At 32.7% G+C, this 16,150-nt stretch carries 15 protein-coding genes and 1 tRNA gene; 12 read left to right on the forward strand and 4 right to left on the reverse strand.

The features are described from left to right. Window positions 1-37 precede the first annotated feature (37 nt). Window positions 38-991 (forward strand): aldo/keto reductase, encoded by a 954-nt coding sequence (locus FNOD_RS04190; RefSeq protein WP_011993978.1) that lies wholly within the window; start codon window positions 38-40, stop codon window positions 989-991. A gap of 264 nt (window positions 992-1,255) precedes the next feature. Continuing rightward, complete coding sequence (nagA, locus tag FNOD_RS04195; protein ID WP_011993979.1) at window positions 1,256-2,317, forward strand: N-acetylglucosamine-6-phosphate deacetylase; 1,062 nt, start codon at window positions 1,256-1,258, stop codon at window positions 2,315-2,317. Window positions 2,318-2,397: 80 nt separating this feature from the next. Here nagA and FNOD_RS04200 read toward each other — a convergent pair whose 3' ends face one another. Continuing rightward, window positions 2,398-5,460, reverse strand: a complete 3,063-nt coding sequence (locus tag FNOD_RS04200; RefSeq protein WP_011993980.1) for an alpha-mannosidase — start codon at window positions 5,458-5,460, stop codon at window positions 2,398-2,400. 238 nt (window positions 5,461-5,698) lie between these two features. On the opposite strand from FNOD_RS04200, the gene FNOD_RS04205 reads away from it, so the two are divergent. From FNOD_RS04205 to FNOD_RS04215, 3 genes are read left to right on the forward strand one after another with little or no spacing between them, the layout of a single operon-like run. Next, a complete protein-coding gene (locus FNOD_RS04205; RefSeq protein ID WP_011993981.1) occupies window positions 5,699-5,905 on the forward strand; it encodes a DUF6485 family protein in 207 nt (68 codons plus the stop codon). 26 nt (window positions 5,906-5,931) lie between these two features. Beyond that, a complete protein-coding gene (locus FNOD_RS04210; RefSeq protein ID WP_041257127.1) occupies window positions 5,932-6,861 on the forward strand; it encodes an AAA family ATPase in 930 nt (309 codons plus the stop codon). A gap of 35 nt (window positions 6,862-6,896) precedes the next feature. Next, a complete protein-coding gene (locus FNOD_RS04215; RefSeq protein ID WP_011993983.1) occupies window positions 6,897-7,643 on the forward strand; it encodes an alpha/beta fold hydrolase in 747 nt (248 codons plus the stop codon). A 108-nt stretch (window positions 7,644-7,751) separates the two neighbouring features. Here the strand turns inward: FNOD_RS04215 and FNOD_RS04220 are convergent, their stop codons facing one another. The 3 genes from FNOD_RS04220 to FNOD_RS04230 are packed head-to-tail and all read right to left on the reverse strand — an operon-like array spanning window position 7,752 to window position 10,887. Further along, window positions 7,752-8,135, reverse strand: a complete 384-nt coding sequence (locus FNOD_RS04220) for a GIY-YIG nuclease family protein (RefSeq protein ID WP_011993984.1) — start codon at window positions 8,133-8,135, stop codon at window positions 7,752-7,754. A 19-nt stretch (window positions 8,136-8,154) separates the two neighbouring features. Continuing rightward, complete coding sequence (locus FNOD_RS04225; protein ID WP_011993985.1) at window positions 8,155-9,576, reverse strand: hypothetical protein; 1,422 nt, start codon at window positions 9,574-9,576, stop codon at window positions 8,155-8,157. A gap of 27 nt (window positions 9,577-9,603) precedes the next feature. After that, on the reverse strand, window positions 9,604-10,887 hold the full coding sequence (locus FNOD_RS04230; protein ID WP_011993986.1) for a DUF58 domain-containing protein: 1,284 nt from the start codon (window positions 10,885-10,887) through the stop codon (window positions 9,604-9,606). 142 nt (window positions 10,888-11,029) lie between these two features. Here FNOD_RS04230 and FNOD_RS04235 point away from each other — a divergent pair, with 142 nt between their 5' ends. The 7 genes from FNOD_RS04235 (at window position 11,030) to FNOD_RS04265 (ending at window position 16,125) form a co-directional block, all read left to right on the forward strand. Beyond that, window positions 11,030-13,534 carry a WD40 repeat domain-containing protein gene (locus FNOD_RS04235; protein WP_011993987.1) on the forward strand — a complete coding sequence of 835 codons (2,505 nt, stop codon included), beginning with the start codon at window positions 11,030-11,032 and terminating at the stop codon, window positions 13,532-13,534. A gap of 39 nt (window positions 13,535-13,573) precedes the next feature. Then, on the forward strand, window positions 13,574-14,116 hold the full coding sequence (locus FNOD_RS04240; RefSeq protein WP_011993988.1) for an NUDIX domain-containing protein: 543 nt from the start codon (window positions 13,574-13,576) through the stop codon (window positions 14,114-14,116). Next, window positions 14,116-14,709: a hypothetical protein gene (locus tag FNOD_RS04245; RefSeq protein WP_011993989.1), complete on the forward strand. Its 594-nt coding sequence runs from the start codon at window positions 14,116-14,118 to the stop codon at window positions 14,707-14,709. Before FNOD_RS04240 ends, FNOD_RS04245 begins: the two co-directional genes overlap by 1 nt. 38 nt (window positions 14,710-14,747) lie before the next feature. Then, complete coding sequence (fliS, locus tag FNOD_RS04250; RefSeq protein ID WP_011993990.1) at window positions 14,748-15,155, forward strand: flagellar export chaperone FliS; 408 nt, start codon at window positions 14,748-14,750, stop codon at window positions 15,153-15,155. A 37-nt stretch (window positions 15,156-15,192) separates the two neighbouring features. After that, window positions 15,193-15,405, forward strand: a complete 213-nt coding sequence (locus FNOD_RS04255; protein ID WP_041256881.1) for a hypothetical protein — start codon at window positions 15,193-15,195, stop codon at window positions 15,403-15,405. Window positions 15,406-15,497: 92 nt separating this feature from the next. Next, window positions 15,498-15,950: a chemotaxis protein CheW gene (locus tag FNOD_RS04260; RefSeq protein WP_011993991.1), complete on the forward strand. Its 453-nt coding sequence runs from the start codon at window positions 15,498-15,500 to the stop codon at window positions 15,948-15,950. A gap of 100 nt (window positions 15,951-16,050) precedes the next feature. Then, window positions 16,051-16,125 (forward strand) — tRNA-Val (locus tag FNOD_RS04265). Window positions 16,126-16,150: the final 25 nt, after the last annotated feature.

Below are 16,150 nucleotides of genomic sequence, written 5' to 3' on the forward strand. Positions count from 1 at the left end.
ATTCGCAGTACGAACCAAAACGAAGGAGGTGGGCTTTATGGAATACAGAAAAGTAGGTAAATGGGGCTTAAAAATCAGCGAAGTATCGCTTGGTTCATGGCTTACATTTGGCAATCAACTCGACTTAAATTCAACAAAACAAGTTGTCCGATACGCAGTAGAAAATGGTATTAATTTTATCGATACCGCTGAAGCTTATGCAAACGGTATAGCAGAAGCAATGCTTGGCATGGTGCTTAAAGAATACAGAAGAGAAGACTTGGTAATTTCAACAAAAATCTTCTGGGGTGGAGATGGTCCAAACCAGAAAGGGCTTTCGAGAAAACACTTGCTCGAAGGTACATGGAATTCATTGAAGAGATTGCAACTTGATTATGTAGATATACTTTACTGTCACAGACCAGACCCAGAAGTCCCCATGGAAGAAGTAGTCTATACAATGGACCAAATACTAAAAAGTGGACTTGCATTTTATTGGGGAACGAGCGAATGGAGTGCGGAAGAAATTGAGCAAGCTTGCAAAGTTGCGGAAAAAATGAACGCGATGCCACCTGTAGTCGAACAACCACAGTACAATTTAATATTTAAAAAACGTGTTGAAGAAGAATACGCTCCAATATACGAAAAATATGGTATCGGAACAACAATTTGGAGTCCACTTGCTTCAGGTGTGTTAAGTGGTAAATACCTCGAAGGCATTCCAGAAGGTTCTAGGTTAGATAGATGGCCATGGTTAAGGAAAACAATGGAAGAAAGAGGTATATTCCAAGAAGAAACACTTCAAAAATTAAAAAGAATAAAAGAAATCGCGGAAGGTTTAGGCGTAACAATGGCTCAACTTTCAATTGCATGGTGCTTGAGGAATCCACACGTAAGTAGCGTTATACTCGGTGTAAGTTCATTAGACCAACTTAAAGAAAATATAAAGGCTGTTGAAGTAAAGAATTTGATAACTGATGAAATTTATTCGGAACTAAACTCATTATTTTGATATTATCTAAAAAAACAAAGAAAAACACTCCCGAGGTGGTATGTCGAAACCACTGAGGGAGTGTTTTATATAGAATAAGTTCGTTTATAGTATAATTTAATAAACTATCTAGATTAAATATCCATTTCCATACTAACTACGAGAAAACAAGTATGTAAAATTATCTTCTAGAGAATTTTTATCTGACATCTTTCGGTTTACCAAAATAAAAAGCGCAAGTGTACTAAAGATCTTGTTAAATCAGTTGTGTTGCGAGGTGATTAAATGCTTCTAGAAGACGTTCTCATCGTTGATCCAGTCGATGGTGAATACGTTGGTACTATAGAGTTTGACAAAAAAGTGGAAAAGATAGTTCGTTCAAACAAAACACATTACAACTCTATAATTATGCCCGCCTTTGTTGATCCACACATCCATGGAATAATGGGAATAGATACAATAGCATCTTCTTCGAATGATTTTCAAAAGTTTAAGGAATACGAAGCACTCGAAGGAGTTTTCTTATTTTTTCCAACGACGGTCACTTGTACTTTGGAAAAATTAAATGATATAAGTAATAATTTACCAGATGGGTTAAAGCTTCACATTGAAGGACCTTTCATCTCTGAAGAGCGTAAAGGCGCACATAACGAAAAATATATAATCAATCCACCGAAAAACATCAGTGAATTGGAAAAATACATTCCGATAGAAAAAATTGGAATAATTACAATAGCACCTGAGAAAGAAAATTTTTTGTATTTTGCTGATAGTTGCAATGAAAAGGGGATAAGGATTTCACTTGGTCATTCAAATGCCAACTTCGAGACAGCTAAAATGGCATACGAGAAAGGCTATAAAAGAATAACCCATTTTCCAAACGCACTGAGCCCAATGCATCACAGAGACTTGAATATGGTAGGTGCGGGTTTTTACTTTGATTTTATAGTTGAGATTATAGCTGATGGTATACATTCCGCTCCAGAATTCGTGGATTTAGTCTACAAAATCAAAGGTGCAGATAAAATAATCTTGGTTACAGATAGTATATCAGCCACAGGTTTAAAAGATGGAGATTATCTACTTGGTGATTTACCTGTAAAGGTTGTTGATGGTATTGCGAGATTGAGCAATGGAACGATTGCTGGAAGCACTTTAAGATTCTCACAAGCATTAAAGAATTTCCAAAAATTCACAAAATGCACATTGCAAGAACTCGCTAAAGTGACTTCTTACAATGCTTGTAAAGATTTAGGTTTGGATTGTGGCAGAATAGCTGAAGGTAAAGACGCAAAATTTGTACAATTAGACAACGAATTGAATATATTGAAAACTTGGAATTATTAGTTGCAAGCTAACGATAAAAAAGTAAAAAGGCTGATGAGAAAATTCTCATCAGCTTTTTTAATCAGTAGTTTTATCGAATTTCACAGTACAAATTCAATGGTGTAAATTTTAAAAGGTTTATAAGTCAATTCTATTTTGCCTTCTTTGAATTCAACTTCAGAAATTTTATTCTCTAAAATATCTACGAATTTCACTTCTTTAAAATTGATTCCTTCTAACTTTATCGTTGCTGTTCCACTGCTCCCAACGGTCTCTAAAATCCTTAAGTATATCTTTTCATCAACTTTTCTTAAAGACAACACACGCAATGAATCAGATGAAATATTTAAATTCCAACCTTTTGTTAATGGTTTACCGTTGAAGGCCTTTATTTTCTTATTCAATTTATCAGCTCTTGCGTAGAATTCTTTTACATCCTCAAAACCATGTAGGTATATTAAATAAATAAAACTTTGTTCTCCTTCGTCAGCAAAGAAATCAGGATATATACCTGCCTTAACTAAAGTCATTTCTATTGTTGAACCTTTCACAATATGTCCGTATTTTCCATTGTTTATAATGCATACACCATGGTCGTACTGTGAAACATCAATCCATCTGTGACCGAGCACTTCAAAACGCGCTTGTTCAAAGTTGGTATTATCATGCGTTGGTCTTTGAATGTACCCACCATCTATATCGTATTTGGCATACCTTGATAAAACATTTGTTGGGAAGAGGACTTTAAGTATACTTCTTCTGTGGTGCCAATCGATTTTGGTTTCAACCTTTAACTCATCGGATTCATTTTCAAGAATCAAGTATTGCCAAATTCTACTTCCCTCGTAATCGTAGAATATTTCCACCACTTTTCTTATCTCATTATCTTCAACAATCTTTATTTTTTCAGCTTTAAGAACAATATAATGGTTCCTCGTTCTGTAATCTATATCCCAATTTTCCCAATAGGCTGGTATATCTTTCGCTGTTACTAAGACATTCCCTTTTTCATTAAACGCCCACTTCTTTAAAACTTTATTGAATATATTTATACTTCCATCACGATAAATGTGTACAAGTAATAAACCATTCTCTATTGTATAATCATCAACGAATTTCTGAGTGTTATGGAATTCTGATTTTTCTCTTTGAACTTTAAACGACAATATTTCGAAAGGTTTTAGTTCATTTTCACTTACGCAAAGATAATTTCCACGGTACGTTTTGATTGTTTTTAAAGATTTATCGCAATCGTTTGTTTTTATAAAGTTGTTGTATTCAAATGAAATGCGTTGCTTAAAAGAAGATGGATTGAAAATAGTAATAATTTCATCATTACCGTCGAAAAATGATTTTTGAATCACATCACATTGCTCTATAACATAATTAAGCTCTTTTTCTGTATCTTCGTAAACTTCTTTAATGGAAGAACCTGGAAGTATATCATGGAATTCGTTCCTTAGTAACACCTTCCAGAGCTCGTCGATTTGCGCTTGTTTATCCCCCAAAAACAACGCGTTCAAAATTTCGGTTGTTCTTAGCTCATCTTCTGCGATTTTGTGAAGTATTTTTGTCCTACTTTGGGAAGTCAGAGTCCCTCTATGGAGTTCAAGATAAAGCTCCCCATCCCAAATTGGCAATTTAGCATTTGCCAAATCTTGCATCAAATCGCTGAAAAATCTTTCTGTGGTTGAATATTCAACTTCAGGCACTCCTGGTATCTCATTTAACGGATTATAACTTTCGCACATTTCTTCCGAAGGGCCACCGCCACCATCACCGTATCCAAAGGAAATGAAAAACTTGTCGGTAAGTTCTTTTTGCCTGAAATTAGAAAATGTATTAATCAACGATTTTGCACTAATTCTACCGTTGTAACCTTCTTCAAAATTTTTAAAGTTGTAATAAATAACCTCAGAGCCATCTATACCTCTCCACTTGCATATATCATAAGGAAAGTCATTTGCTTCATTCCAATTTAGTTTTGTGGTTACAAAATAATCTATTCCCGTTTGTTTAAGTATCTGTGGTAAAAACCAAGAAAAACCAAATACATCGGGTAACCACGCCACTTTGCTTATTTTTCCAAACTCTTTTTCAAAGAACTTCTGACCGTAATAAAACTGCCTGATTAAAGATTCCACGCCAGGTACATTACAATCAGACTCAACCCACATACCGCCAACAGGTTCCCATTGACCATTCTTTACTAAATTCCTTATCTGCTCAAAAAGTTCTGGATAGAGACTTTTTAAATCTTCGTACATTTGCGCAGAAGATTGAATATAAACAAAGTTTTTATACTTTTTTGCCAATTGAACAGCATTTGCAAATGTTCTGACTATCTTCCTTTTTGTTTCGTGAACAGGCCAAAGCCACGCATAGTCTATATGTGCATGTCCAGCTACATAAGCCTTACCAAACTTTGGAAATAAATTCCTTAGTGATTTCAGTTTTTCTCTGAAAATTTCAAAACCATTTAAAATGTTTTCTTTTACTTTTTTATCATAGACGCTTTCAAAATACGGAAATTCAGCAGGTGACCAAACTGAACTTACCTGCTCAACAATCGCTGGATCACTTTTAACAGTCTTTATATAATTTTCCGTTGCGTGCGGGATATTCAATTTGGAAAGAAATTCATCTGCTAAATTTACAAGAGCATTCGCAAGTGATTCATTATTTGTTTCTTTTATGGTATCAATGACATTTTTTACGAAAAATATAACCTTTCGAATTTCATTGTCGTAAACAACTATCCTTGAATACTTAAAAACACTTTCTTCACGTGTCCCAAAAAGCCCGCGCGCAACTGTTTGAACTTCTATCTTGTGTTCTTCACCATCGCAGAATGGTGTTATATTCAATTCTTTATGGTATGCGTTAATTTCTCCGTAGGGTTCTTCGTCAATTAAAACTAAACTCTCTCCACCAAACCATGCTTGGATATAAACATCTTCGAAATCATTTTTTCTTAAAATACTGAACTTATTTGAGAAAACCACATGATTAATCCCATTGTAATTCCAAGCGAATGGTAAATCAATATTTTTTCCCTCATAGATCCAACCACTAAAATTAAAATTTTCAATCATAGAATATGGTACTAATTCGCCTAATAATCTGTACAATCTTCGAACTTCAAAATCTTTACTTCTTTTCATGGATGCTCTCCCCCTAATTTATTGAAATTGTTGTTTTGATTATAAACTTTAAAATGTTTTAATTCCAATATTGATTATAAGATGTATTCTTTTTTATTTTTTATTTTTTTCTATTTAATGGTAATTTTCAGTCAATATCAAAATCCAATTAGTTATTCTTGGATTTTTTCATTTTGTAGGTTATAATCTATAAGTGAAGAGCTTAAAAATTTGAAAAATTTAAGGGGAGGTATGGTTTATGGTATCTTGTCCAAACGTGCAGAAAAACTTGCAAAATTGTACATGTACATATACTTCGTGCGATAAGAGAGGAAAGTGCTGTGAGTGTGTTGCTTACCATAGAAGTTTAGGTGAGATTCCAGGTTGTTTCTTTTCAAAGGAAGGAGAGCGCACGTGGGATAGGTCAATAGAAAACTTTATAAGGGATAAAACAAAGAACAGATGAAAAAATTATTTGGAGGGATAATTTTGTTGCATGAAAATATTGTAGAAAACGTTAAGAAAGTTATCAAGGGAAAAGACAAAAAAATAAAAATAGTCCTTGCTGCGATGTATGCAGGTGGTCATGTGCTTTTAGAAGATGTGCCAGGAGTTGGGAAAACTATTTTGGCACGCGCGATAGCCATATCATTGGGACTTGATTTTAAAAGAATTCAATTTACACCTGATTTGCTTCCAACTGATTTAACAGGGTTGTCCATTTACGACAGGAAAGAAGATGCATTCAAATTTAGACCTGGACCGATATTTACTGATATTCTATTGGCTGATGAAATCAACCGTGCAACTCCACGAACACAATCTGCTCTCCTTGAAGCGATGGCGGAAGGACAAGTTACAGTGGATGGTATCACTCACAAACTTTCCAGTAATTTCTTTGTTATCGCAACACAAAACCCTATTGAATATGAAGGGACATTCCCACTCCCAGAAGCACAACTTGATAGGTTTATGGCGAGAGTTTCACTTGGTTATCCAGATAAGGAAAGCGAAATGGAGATACTGACTACTCAAAAGATAAAACATCCGATAGAAGACTTGAGGCCAGTTGGAACTCCTGAAGAGTTCAGTCAAGAGAAGAAAAATGTAAGGCAAGTAAAAATAAGTGAGGATGTGAAAAGGTACATAGTAGATATCATCGAAGCAACTCGAAACCATGAATCATTAAAGTATGGAGCAAGCCCAAGAGCAAGCATTTCATTAATGCACATGAGTATGGCATGGGCTTATTTGAATCAAAGAGACTTTGTCTTACCGGATGATGTTAAGGAAATCGTACCGTATGTACTAACACATAGAATCATCCAGACAACCGAATCAAAAATCTTGAGAGAAACAAAGGAAGAAATAATAGAATCTATTCTTAAAAAAGTCCCTGTTGTTGAAAATGAGAACGCTTGATATATCTGTATTATCAATATCAGGAGATGAAAAGCATGAAAGAAAAAAGAACAAAAAGATTATTTAGTGCTTTAATTTTATTAGCAATTTTAGTTGTTTTGTTCGTATGGTTGTTTAATTATTTGAATTATAAACCAGAAGAAATTGTCAAAAATTACTTAGTTTCAAGTGAAAAAGTTAGCGTAAAAATTGAAAGAGAATTTATCGTATTTTCTCCAGTAAGTTCAACAGACAAAACGAAGATAGACATTATTTTCTATCCCGGGGGTTTTGTGTATCCAGAAGCTTATTCGCCATTATGCTATAAAATTTCTGAAAATGGCTACAGGGTATTTTTAGCCAAAATGCCATTAAACCTTGCTGTATTAAAACCAAACATCGCGGGTGAAATTGTAAAAGAATACAATTTGAAGAAAGTGGTTCTTGCTGGTCATTCATTAGGCGGTGCTATGGCCGCAAAATTCGCATACGATAATCCAGATAAAGTAACTGGATTGATTTTGCTTGGAGCCTATCCAGCAAAGCAGAATAATCTGTCCAACTCAAATATTAAAGTTTTATCATTATTTGGAGAACTCGATGGGCTTGCCACTGTTGAAAAAATTGAAAAATACAAAGAATTGCTTCCAAAAGACACAAAGTACTTTATGATTCTTGGTGGGAATCACTCAAATTTTGGATATTACGGCTTTCAAAAAAAGGATAATCCTTCGAAAATAACGAAGGAAGAACAGCAAAGTATAATTTTGGAAAAAATTTTGGAATTTTTAGATAAGCTCTAATATCTGATATCTAATTAAAAAACTGAGGCTTTAATAAAGATAAGAGCCTCAGTTTTTTAGTTTTTATAATTCATATCATTTACTTCTTTGATAGGTTATTATAGGTTATTAATGTAATATAGAATTCAAATATTCTGAAACCAATCTCATAAATTTTTCAAAATCGTCTATGTAGTATAAGTTTGTTTCTACATCTAAATCAGTGCTACCAAATCCTTTTGGTCCAGAAAATTCTTTTGAAAATTGTTTTGATATTTCTTCTTCAATTTTTTTGTTCGATGAAATCATAAAAATATATTTCACGGTTGCATGTTCTAAAAGATAATCAATATGCCAATGAAACTTCTTTTTAGATGAAAGATGCCTTTGTATCCTTTTTTCCATATTATTCATAGCTGAACCTACATAGACATACAAACCTCTTTTTAAATCCCACTTGTAAATTTTCCTATCTTCGGAAAGCTCTAAAACTAAAATGTAGCTTCCTTTCATCTTAGTCCCCCAAAATCTTTCAATTTTCAAAATTAGCTTTTTGACAAATTTTTATGAATATATTTTTCAATTCAGCTAATTCATCTAAAGAAAAAGTCTTTCTCAATGCGTATTTGAGATTAACGTACGCATTTGTTATCTTTCTTAACTCATCGCTTAGAGCCTCTGACCTTTGTAAGAGCATTTCATACAGTTCATAAGGTGTCAGATAATCGTATTCTGGATAAAAAGTCTTTCTTACGTACAAATAACTGTGTTCTACAAATTCATTATCGTTTAGTTTGAGTATCTCATCGTAAGAGTAATTCGTAGTATAAACAGTTGCTTCGCTTATTGTATTATTTTCCTCATTTTCTTGGACTTTTTCCATCATAGCTTTGAAGAATTTCTTAGTCGTATACCATATAGCGATAAACATTGAAAAACCAACTATTGAATATCCTATAATGGATAAAGTTAATATCACGTTTGGATTTTTGAATGATTCTTTAAGTCTATTCGATGCGCTTGGATTTTCCACGTTATTTCTTTCTTTAAATACTTCTTTCAGTGAATTACTTGATTCACTATTATAAGATTTTTCTTGATATTGGTTTATAGAAATGGGCAGCACATTCTTGCTCATTTCGGTAAATAGAGCGTTTAATACAGCGAAAGATAATATCAAAATAATATTTGTGATAAAAAATGCAGTCCAGATTTTTGGTCTATCTTTCTTGTCAGCTTTGAATGTAAGAAAAATTGTGTACAAAGCTAGTAAACCAGAGAATATTATCGCTAACGCTTTTGACATTTTTGAAAGTTTGTCTTGAATTGTAATATCAAAATTGCTTAGAGCTTTTTGTTGATTAACTTTATTTTCTTGAGTTCTAAGTGTTTTATTTTCTTCTATATTAGCTTGATTTTCAGTACTTATGGAAGTTTTTTGGTTGTATTCGACAGATTTACTTACTTGAAAACTTTTAGATAAATTTTCTATCTTTAATCCAAGTTGTGGAAGGGGTAATAATAGTAAAATAGCCAATAAAGTTAATAAAACAAACCTTTTTTTAGTATTTATATATTCACCAAATTTGTTTAAGTTAAATAGAACGAATGCAAAAGCCATAAACGGAGTAATCATGTTGTTGAAAATAGCAATAGTCATAAAGTAAAATGTGAGGTTTATCAACTCGTTGCTATTTCTTTTTTTCATAATGTAAATAAGAATAGATGCAAGTAATAAAACTATACCAACATTAGTAAATGTGAATGAGTAAAGTAACCCAAAACCAAGTATTATGAGAGAGATTATTTCTTCCCTTACAAGAGTAGATATGACAAAAGCACTTAATACAAAAACTAAATGCGGTGTGAATTTTAGATTTTCAACAGGTAAGACAGAGAGTAAAACTATTATGGTGTTTATTAAGTTTTTTAAAATTACGGAAATAAAGACCACTCCTTGCTTTTTGTATTTTATATTTCTTCACCATTCTTCTTGGATATTGATTAAACCTTCATTCAAACTTACATTCTCGTGCCATATCTCTACTATCACATTCTCGTCTCTCAGAACTTTCGCGTATTTATAAAGTTCTCTGATTTCTATCGGTACGTCATAATACGATTTAAATTTTTTGGTTTTCTCGTCTCGATATCCGTAAGGCATCACAAGTACTATAACTCTTCCACATCTCCCTCTAAGTTCTATTATCTTTTTTACTTCTTCCTTGGTCAAAAACATACTTATGATTATCACCGTATCAACGGGCTGAACTGTCGTTAGTAACTCAGCTACAAAATCCGTTGTGTCTTTCTCATTTTCTATTGTTCCTTCCGCATCGGAAAGATAATCGAAGTAAATTACGTAATCTTTCTCTATTATTTTTCTAAAACCTTTCTTATCGGATAAAAGCAAATTAATTTTTTCGTGTTTTGTTGAGAAGTAATGTATCAAACCTGTTGTAGCTTTTATGGCGTCCTCTTCGTATTTTTTGCGTATGTAAAGCCAAGCATTTTTCGAATATATCGCACCGGGAAGGTTTAGATCGAGTAATATGTATAAATTTGCCGTTCCTGCGTATTCGTAATCTTTAACTATAAGCTTATCGTATTTAGCGGAGTTTTTCCAATGGATTTTGTTTAAAGGTTCATTGTTGTAATCCCTTAAGTCTTTTATGTAAGACACATCTTCAGATAGTTTGTAATTACTCTTTAACACAGGTATGGCCTCAAGTATTCTTTCCAGAAAAACGTTGACTTCTTCCATACTAGGAAGCACCTTTATGTCAGAATCTATAAATTCGTTTCTAATCAATGCAAATAAATTACCAAAACCGCTTATCTTTATGGAATAAGCTCCTAATTTTTTCGTTCCCCTTGTGCCAAGTTTAGATGAGTAAATTACTTCTTCCTCTTTATTCGGAAATAGTTCTATAAATTTCGGCTCCTTGTTTATAATCAATGGTGGAGTTAAGGTAAGTTTTACATAATATGGTGATTTTATTTTGAACTTAATGTAAAACTCTTCGTTTGCAAATACTCTACCACGGGCATCTACAGATATTTCAATTTCCTCAACTACCCTTTTCTTTCTGAAGTAATCATAAAACACATAAATTACCAATGCGTCAGCTAAAATAATGTACTTGTTGAGCCAAAATATGTTCACAACGAACAATGCAAATAAAAGAAAATACAGAAACGGTGAGTATTTTGCCCAAATTTTTTTATTAACTTCAACCTGTTTAGCTGCACTATTTGCGTTCATACCTGAAAATCTCCTTTTAGATTATTTTGTATATATGGCTGTTCTTCTCAATTATATCCTTTTTGGCTAGTGAATCAACATTCCTTTTTACAATAAATATAATTTAACTTGGTGCTATAATATTTTTTTAGAAGGTGATAGTATGGAATCAACCAAAATGATAATTACTCTTTTAATCATTCTATTATCAATTCAAAGTCTAATCTTCAGCATTGATTACGTACTTTACGGGCACAAAGATACCATTTGGGAGATTGTTTCAGATGGTAAGAATATATATTCAGTTGGCGCGGATGGAATGTTGAAAGTTTGGGATGAAAAATTGCGAATTATTCAAAGTTTTTCCACCCATGATTCTTGGGCTCGGTGCGTCGCTGTTAATGATAAATACATAGCGGTTGGAGGGTATAAGCCGGACAATACGATAAAGGTATTTGATAAAATCTCTGGAAGTCTTTTATACAATCTCACAGGTCACAGTGCATCAATTTTTAGCCTAATTTTTTATAAAGATTACTTGATATCAGGTAGTTCAGATAACAGTATAATTATTTGGAAAGATTTTAAAATAATGAAAATTTTGAAAATACACGATAGTTGGGTAAGGAAAGTATCTGTAATCAACGATAAATTAATTAGTGGTGATGAGAACGGCCGATTAAATATCGTTGATTTTAAAAATTTTAAATTGCTTAAGACGTATGAACTAAAAAGTATGATAATATCTTTTATTTCATTTAATGATAATATCTTCATTGGAACGTCTAATGGAGAGCTGTACAAAGTTGAACTGAAAAATCTTAAAATAAGTTTGCTGAAAAAACTTGAGAATGATATATACGCAATTCACGTAATAGATAATAAACTATTCATTTCTCAGCTTGGTGACGTTATGGTAATTGATTTAAATACCTTAAAAGAGATTAAAAAATTCTCCGTTTCTCCTTCAGAAATAACCTCAATCACTTACCTCGATAATCTTCTTTTCTTATCCAACCGTCAAGGCGAAATTTTCGCATACACACCGGAAGGAAAGTATATTTCAAAATCCTCAAGGCACTTTTATTCCGCTATGAAATTAGCATTAGATGAAAAATATTTATACGTCGCAAGAGAGAATGGTTTATTAGAATCCTACGAGAGAAATACAAGCAAGAAGATATGGAATTATCAGTTCAGTACTCCAATAAGAAGTATTTATGTTTACAAGCAAAATATCGCAGTTACAACATCTAACGGCGAGTTAGCGCTTTTAAATAACGGGAAAATCACACAGTTAATTAAGCTAAACAACGTCGGTATCTCGATGATTCAGTATAACGATAATTTGATTATAGGCGGTTATGAAATATTGTACAGCTATTCAGCTGGTAAGTTAGATAAAATCCTTGAGTTGAAAAATAAATGGATAACCGCTCTTGATTATGATAAAACTATTTCAGACAAGTTATTTATTGGCACAAATACGGGCGAGATATTTGAATACAATCTGAAAACAAAAAAGCTTTCTGAAATATTCCAATTGCCAAGTGTTGTAGTCAAGTTGATGTATAAAAATAGTTCAATAATTGCTCTTTACCTTGATGGAACTGTTGCTGAAATAAATAAAGACAATATTAAATCTTACAAATCAAGTGTTCTCCCACTTTACGATGGCATTTTAGAAAATTCAAAACTTGTTTTAGTAGGTGAAAACCTAAAAATTGACAACAAAGAAATAAATTTTGAATCACAGATAGTTAGTATCGTTGCTAGTAAAAGTTCAATATACATTGGCTTATCAAATGGAAGAGTTATAGAAATGCAAAATTACAATCCGGTTCGCCAGTTCTCATCACAAATTGGTAAGATTTCCACGCTATTTGCAGGTGAAATAGTTATATCCGGTCACGAGGACGGTAAAATCACCATATGGGAGAAGGATAAAGACGGCAATTACGTTATCACTAAAATTTTGGATGACCATTTAGATAGTGTGAAGAAAATCGTAAAATACAAAGATAAGATATTCTCTGCCTCAAGTGATAGGACGATAAAAGTATGGGACCTAAAAAGTGGGAAATTATTAAACACATTAGCTGGTCATAAAGGCTATGTTTGGAGCTTATATATTACTGGTGATTATTTAATTAGCGGAGGGTGGGACGGAAGGGTCATAGTATGGGATATCAATAGTTACAAACCAGTGAAAATTTACGAAACAGGGTTTTCTATAACCGATATTTGGTCAAATTCTAAAGATGAAATATATGTATCTTCATTAGAAGGTTACGTTGCAAAAGTTTCCCCAAATGGTATCGTTAAGAAAAAAATATCTAAAGATACACTATGGTCTATAGATAGCTTTAGTGGTAAAATAGTAAATATCTACACAGCTGGATGGGATGGAAATGTTTATGTTTTAAATAGAGATTTAGAAGTAATTAAAACACATAAGTGTCATAATTCTACGGTATTTAAAATTATGATTTTTAGAAATAATATAGTAACGGCTGGGTCTGACAATACGATTAAAATATGGAATAATGATTTCAAACTTATTATGGAATATTCAAATTTTAGGCAATCAATTCTTTCAATAGCAATCTCAGATTTAACCGGCGAGATAATAACAACAAATGGAGAAAGAATTATCGTTGTAAAATAAAATTTCCAAAATATTTTTTATTAGGGGGTAAGGAAATCTATGGAAAAGACGATAACTACTTCGGTGATATTTAACGGTATGTTACTAAGGGTTTTAAAAGATGAAGTTGTACTCGAAAATGGCGTTGTAACAACAAGGGAATACGTTCAACATCCTGGCGCAGTAGCAGTTGTACCGGTAACTGACGATGGAAAGATAATACTAGTTGAGCAATACAGATACCCAATAAAACAGATGCTCTTAGAGATTCCCGCAGGGAAATTTGATAAGCCTGGAGAAAATCCGTTGGAATGCGCAAAGAGAGAATTGGAAGAAGAAACGGGCTACAGAGCTCAAGAATACACGTACCTCGGATATATACACACAACACCAGGCTTCTCTAATGAAGTTATTCATTTATACTTAGCAAGAAAACTTTACAAAGGCACTTTTACAATGGATCCTGATGAGGATGAAATTTTAAAGGTACACATTAAGGATTTCGATGAGACAGTACAGAAATGTATTAATGGAGAGATAACCGATGTCAAAACAATAGTAGGGATTATGAGAGCATATTTTAAATTAAGAGGTGAGAAGTAATGATAAGAGCTATCATCAACGGAGAAGAAAAAGTCTATAATTCTAATGACTTTGAAAATTTTGGCGCGTTTTTAAGTAAAATGTTGCCAAGCGGTATGGTTTTGAAGAGTTTGAAAATAAATGATAAAGATATACCAATTTCATTTGTAGAAGAGCTAAAAGGAGCTAAAATAGATGAAGACATAAAAATAGAAATGGAGTTTGTAAATACTGTGGAATTCCTCAAAGAGACTCTTAACGATGTACTTGGATACATAAACAACGTTAAAGTTTTACTCCCACAAGTTGCTAGTAGCTTAATAGTTGGAAACGAAAGTGGTTGGAAGGCAATCACAGACCTTTCCGACGGATTAGCAGCTATGGAAAATTTGAGAAATTCCACACAGCAGATAACAAAACTATCGGAAGAAGAACTTAATTTATCAAAAAATAGAGAAGAAATAGCTAATACTCTTAGAGAGCTACTAAATTCTCTGAGTAACCGGGATAACATTGAAATATCAGATATTGTTGAAAACAAGATACCAGATGTTTTAGACTATTACATAGAATACTTCTCTAAAGTTTTAGAAGCACTCAAAAAAGTAAATTGAATTGAACGTAAAAAAAGCAGTGAAAAGGAGGCAACTTCATGGATTATTTGGAACAGATGGTAATGACAGCAAGCCCTGCTAAACTTATAGAACTTTTGATTGAAAAAGCTATAAGTGTACTTGAAGAAGCAAAAGTTTTTATTGATGAAAAAGATTACGTAAAGGCTAACGAAAAAATCGTTAGAGCACAAGATATAGTTATGGAACTTAATTTGGCACTCGATTTGGAAAAAGGTGGAGATATCGCAAAAAGCCTTCGCGCTCTGTACAATTATATGTACAGAACACTCGTAGAAGCTAACATAAAAAAAGACAAAGATATGATTGATGATGTAAAAACGCTCCTCTCAGATTTACTCTCCACTTGGCGAGAGGCTATGAAACTTGCTGGAAGTACCGCAAGTCAGATAGATGTTAACAAGCCAAGAATTAATTTGAGCTTTTAAATTTCATTAGCTAATTAATTCAATCGAGGAGGTTTTTATGAAGATATCTTTTGTCATCTCAAATATCTTCTTTATAGCTTTTGTCATAGCACTTGCTATTACGATAATATTTTTTGAAATAGGATTAAGAGCTTTCAGAAAAAGCAACGAGAAAAAATCCAAGGAAAGCAATGCACTTGGTTTTAGATGGTTAATAATATCCTTAGTACTTTTAGCCATTTCGATATTGTTTTCATTTTTCAAATTCTAGGTATTTATTTATACACTCTAAATGTACAAAAACGATAAATATATGATAAAATATTCTATAGAATTTAAAAATTAAAATCCGGGGGTGATTTAATGGAACTCAAATTTCTAACATTCCATCTTGACAAAGAAATTTTTGCAATTAACATAATGAAGGTAGAAAGGGTAAAAGAGTACGAAAAAACAACAAAAATGCCAAATATAGCTGAATACGTTGAAGGAATCATAAACTTAATGGGTGAGATTGTTCCAATAATAAACCTTCGCAAAAAATTTATGCTACCGGATTTCGAAAATAAAGAAAAAACTAAGATAATAGTTGTAAAATTGGAAAATAATAAGAAAGTAGGTTTTCTTGTCGATGATGTTAGAGAAGTACTAACAGTTACAGAAGATAAAATAGATGAGCCTCCTGCGCACATCGGTGGTATGTCAAATGTAAAATTTATCTCTGGAGTTATAAAATTAGAGAACGAAATGATTTTAACTCTCGAGGTTGATAATCTACTAACAAGTGAAGAAAAACTTGCGCTCGCAAATATTTAATAAAAAATAGAGAATTATCTTGAAATAAACCAAATAATATGTTAAAATATATAAGCTTCCTTGTTTTTCAGAAGAAGCTTTTTGTTTGTGTTTAATCATCGGGTGTGTAGCTCAGTGGAAGAGCACTTCCCTCACGAGGAAGGGGTCGTAGGTTCAATTCCTACCACACCCACCAAATAAAAAAGCCCGTAATGTTTTTT

This window comes from Fervidobacterium nodosum Rt17-B1, from assembly GCF_000017545.1.
GTDB lineage: Bacteria > Thermotogota > Thermotogae > Thermotogales > Fervidobacteriaceae > Fervidobacterium > Fervidobacterium nodosum.

Coding starts and splice junctions, on each gene's coding strand:
- FNOD_RS04190 (WP_011993978.1), top strand. CDS start 38: ATGGAATACAGAAAAGTAGGTAAATGGGGCTTAAAAATCAGCGAAGTA.
- FNOD_RS04255 (WP_041256881.1), top strand. CDS start 15,193: ATGAAGATATCTTTTGTCATCTCAAATATCTTCTTTATAGCTTTTGTC.
- FNOD_RS04245 (WP_011993989.1), top strand. CDS start 14,116: ATGATAAGAGCTATCATCAACGGAGAAGAAAAAGTCTATAATTCTAAT.
- FNOD_RS04205 (WP_011993981.1), top strand. CDS start 5,699: ATGGTATCTTGTCCAAACGTGCAGAAAAACTTGCAAAATTGTACATGT.
- FNOD_RS04215 (WP_011993983.1), top strand. CDS start 6,897: ATGAAAGAAAAAAGAACAAAAAGATTATTTAGTGCTTTAATTTTATTA.
- fliS (WP_011993990.1), top strand. CDS start 14,748: ATGGATTATTTGGAACAGATGGTAATGACAGCAAGCCCTGCTAAACTT.
- FNOD_RS04200 (WP_011993980.1), bottom strand. CDS start 5,460: ATGAAAAGAAGTAAAGATTTTGAAGTTCGAAGATTGTACAGATTATTA.
- FNOD_RS04230 (WP_011993986.1), bottom strand. CDS start 10,887: ATGAACGCAAATAGTGCAGCTAAACAGGTTGAAGTTAATAAAAAAATT.
- FNOD_RS04235 (WP_011993987.1), top strand. CDS start 11,030: ATGGAATCAACCAAAATGATAATTACTCTTTTAATCATTCTATTATCA.
- nagA (WP_011993979.1), top strand. CDS start 1,256: ATGCTTCTAGAAGACGTTCTCATCGTTGATCCAGTCGATGGTGAATAC.
- FNOD_RS04240 (WP_011993988.1), top strand. CDS start 13,574: ATGGAAAAGACGATAACTACTTCGGTGATATTTAACGGTATGTTACTA.
- FNOD_RS04260 (WP_011993991.1), top strand. CDS start 15,498: ATGGAACTCAAATTTCTAACATTCCATCTTGACAAAGAAATTTTTGCA.
- FNOD_RS04220 (WP_011993984.1), bottom strand. CDS start 8,135: ATGAAAGGAAGCTACATTTTAGTTTTAGAGCTTTCCGAAGATAGGAAA.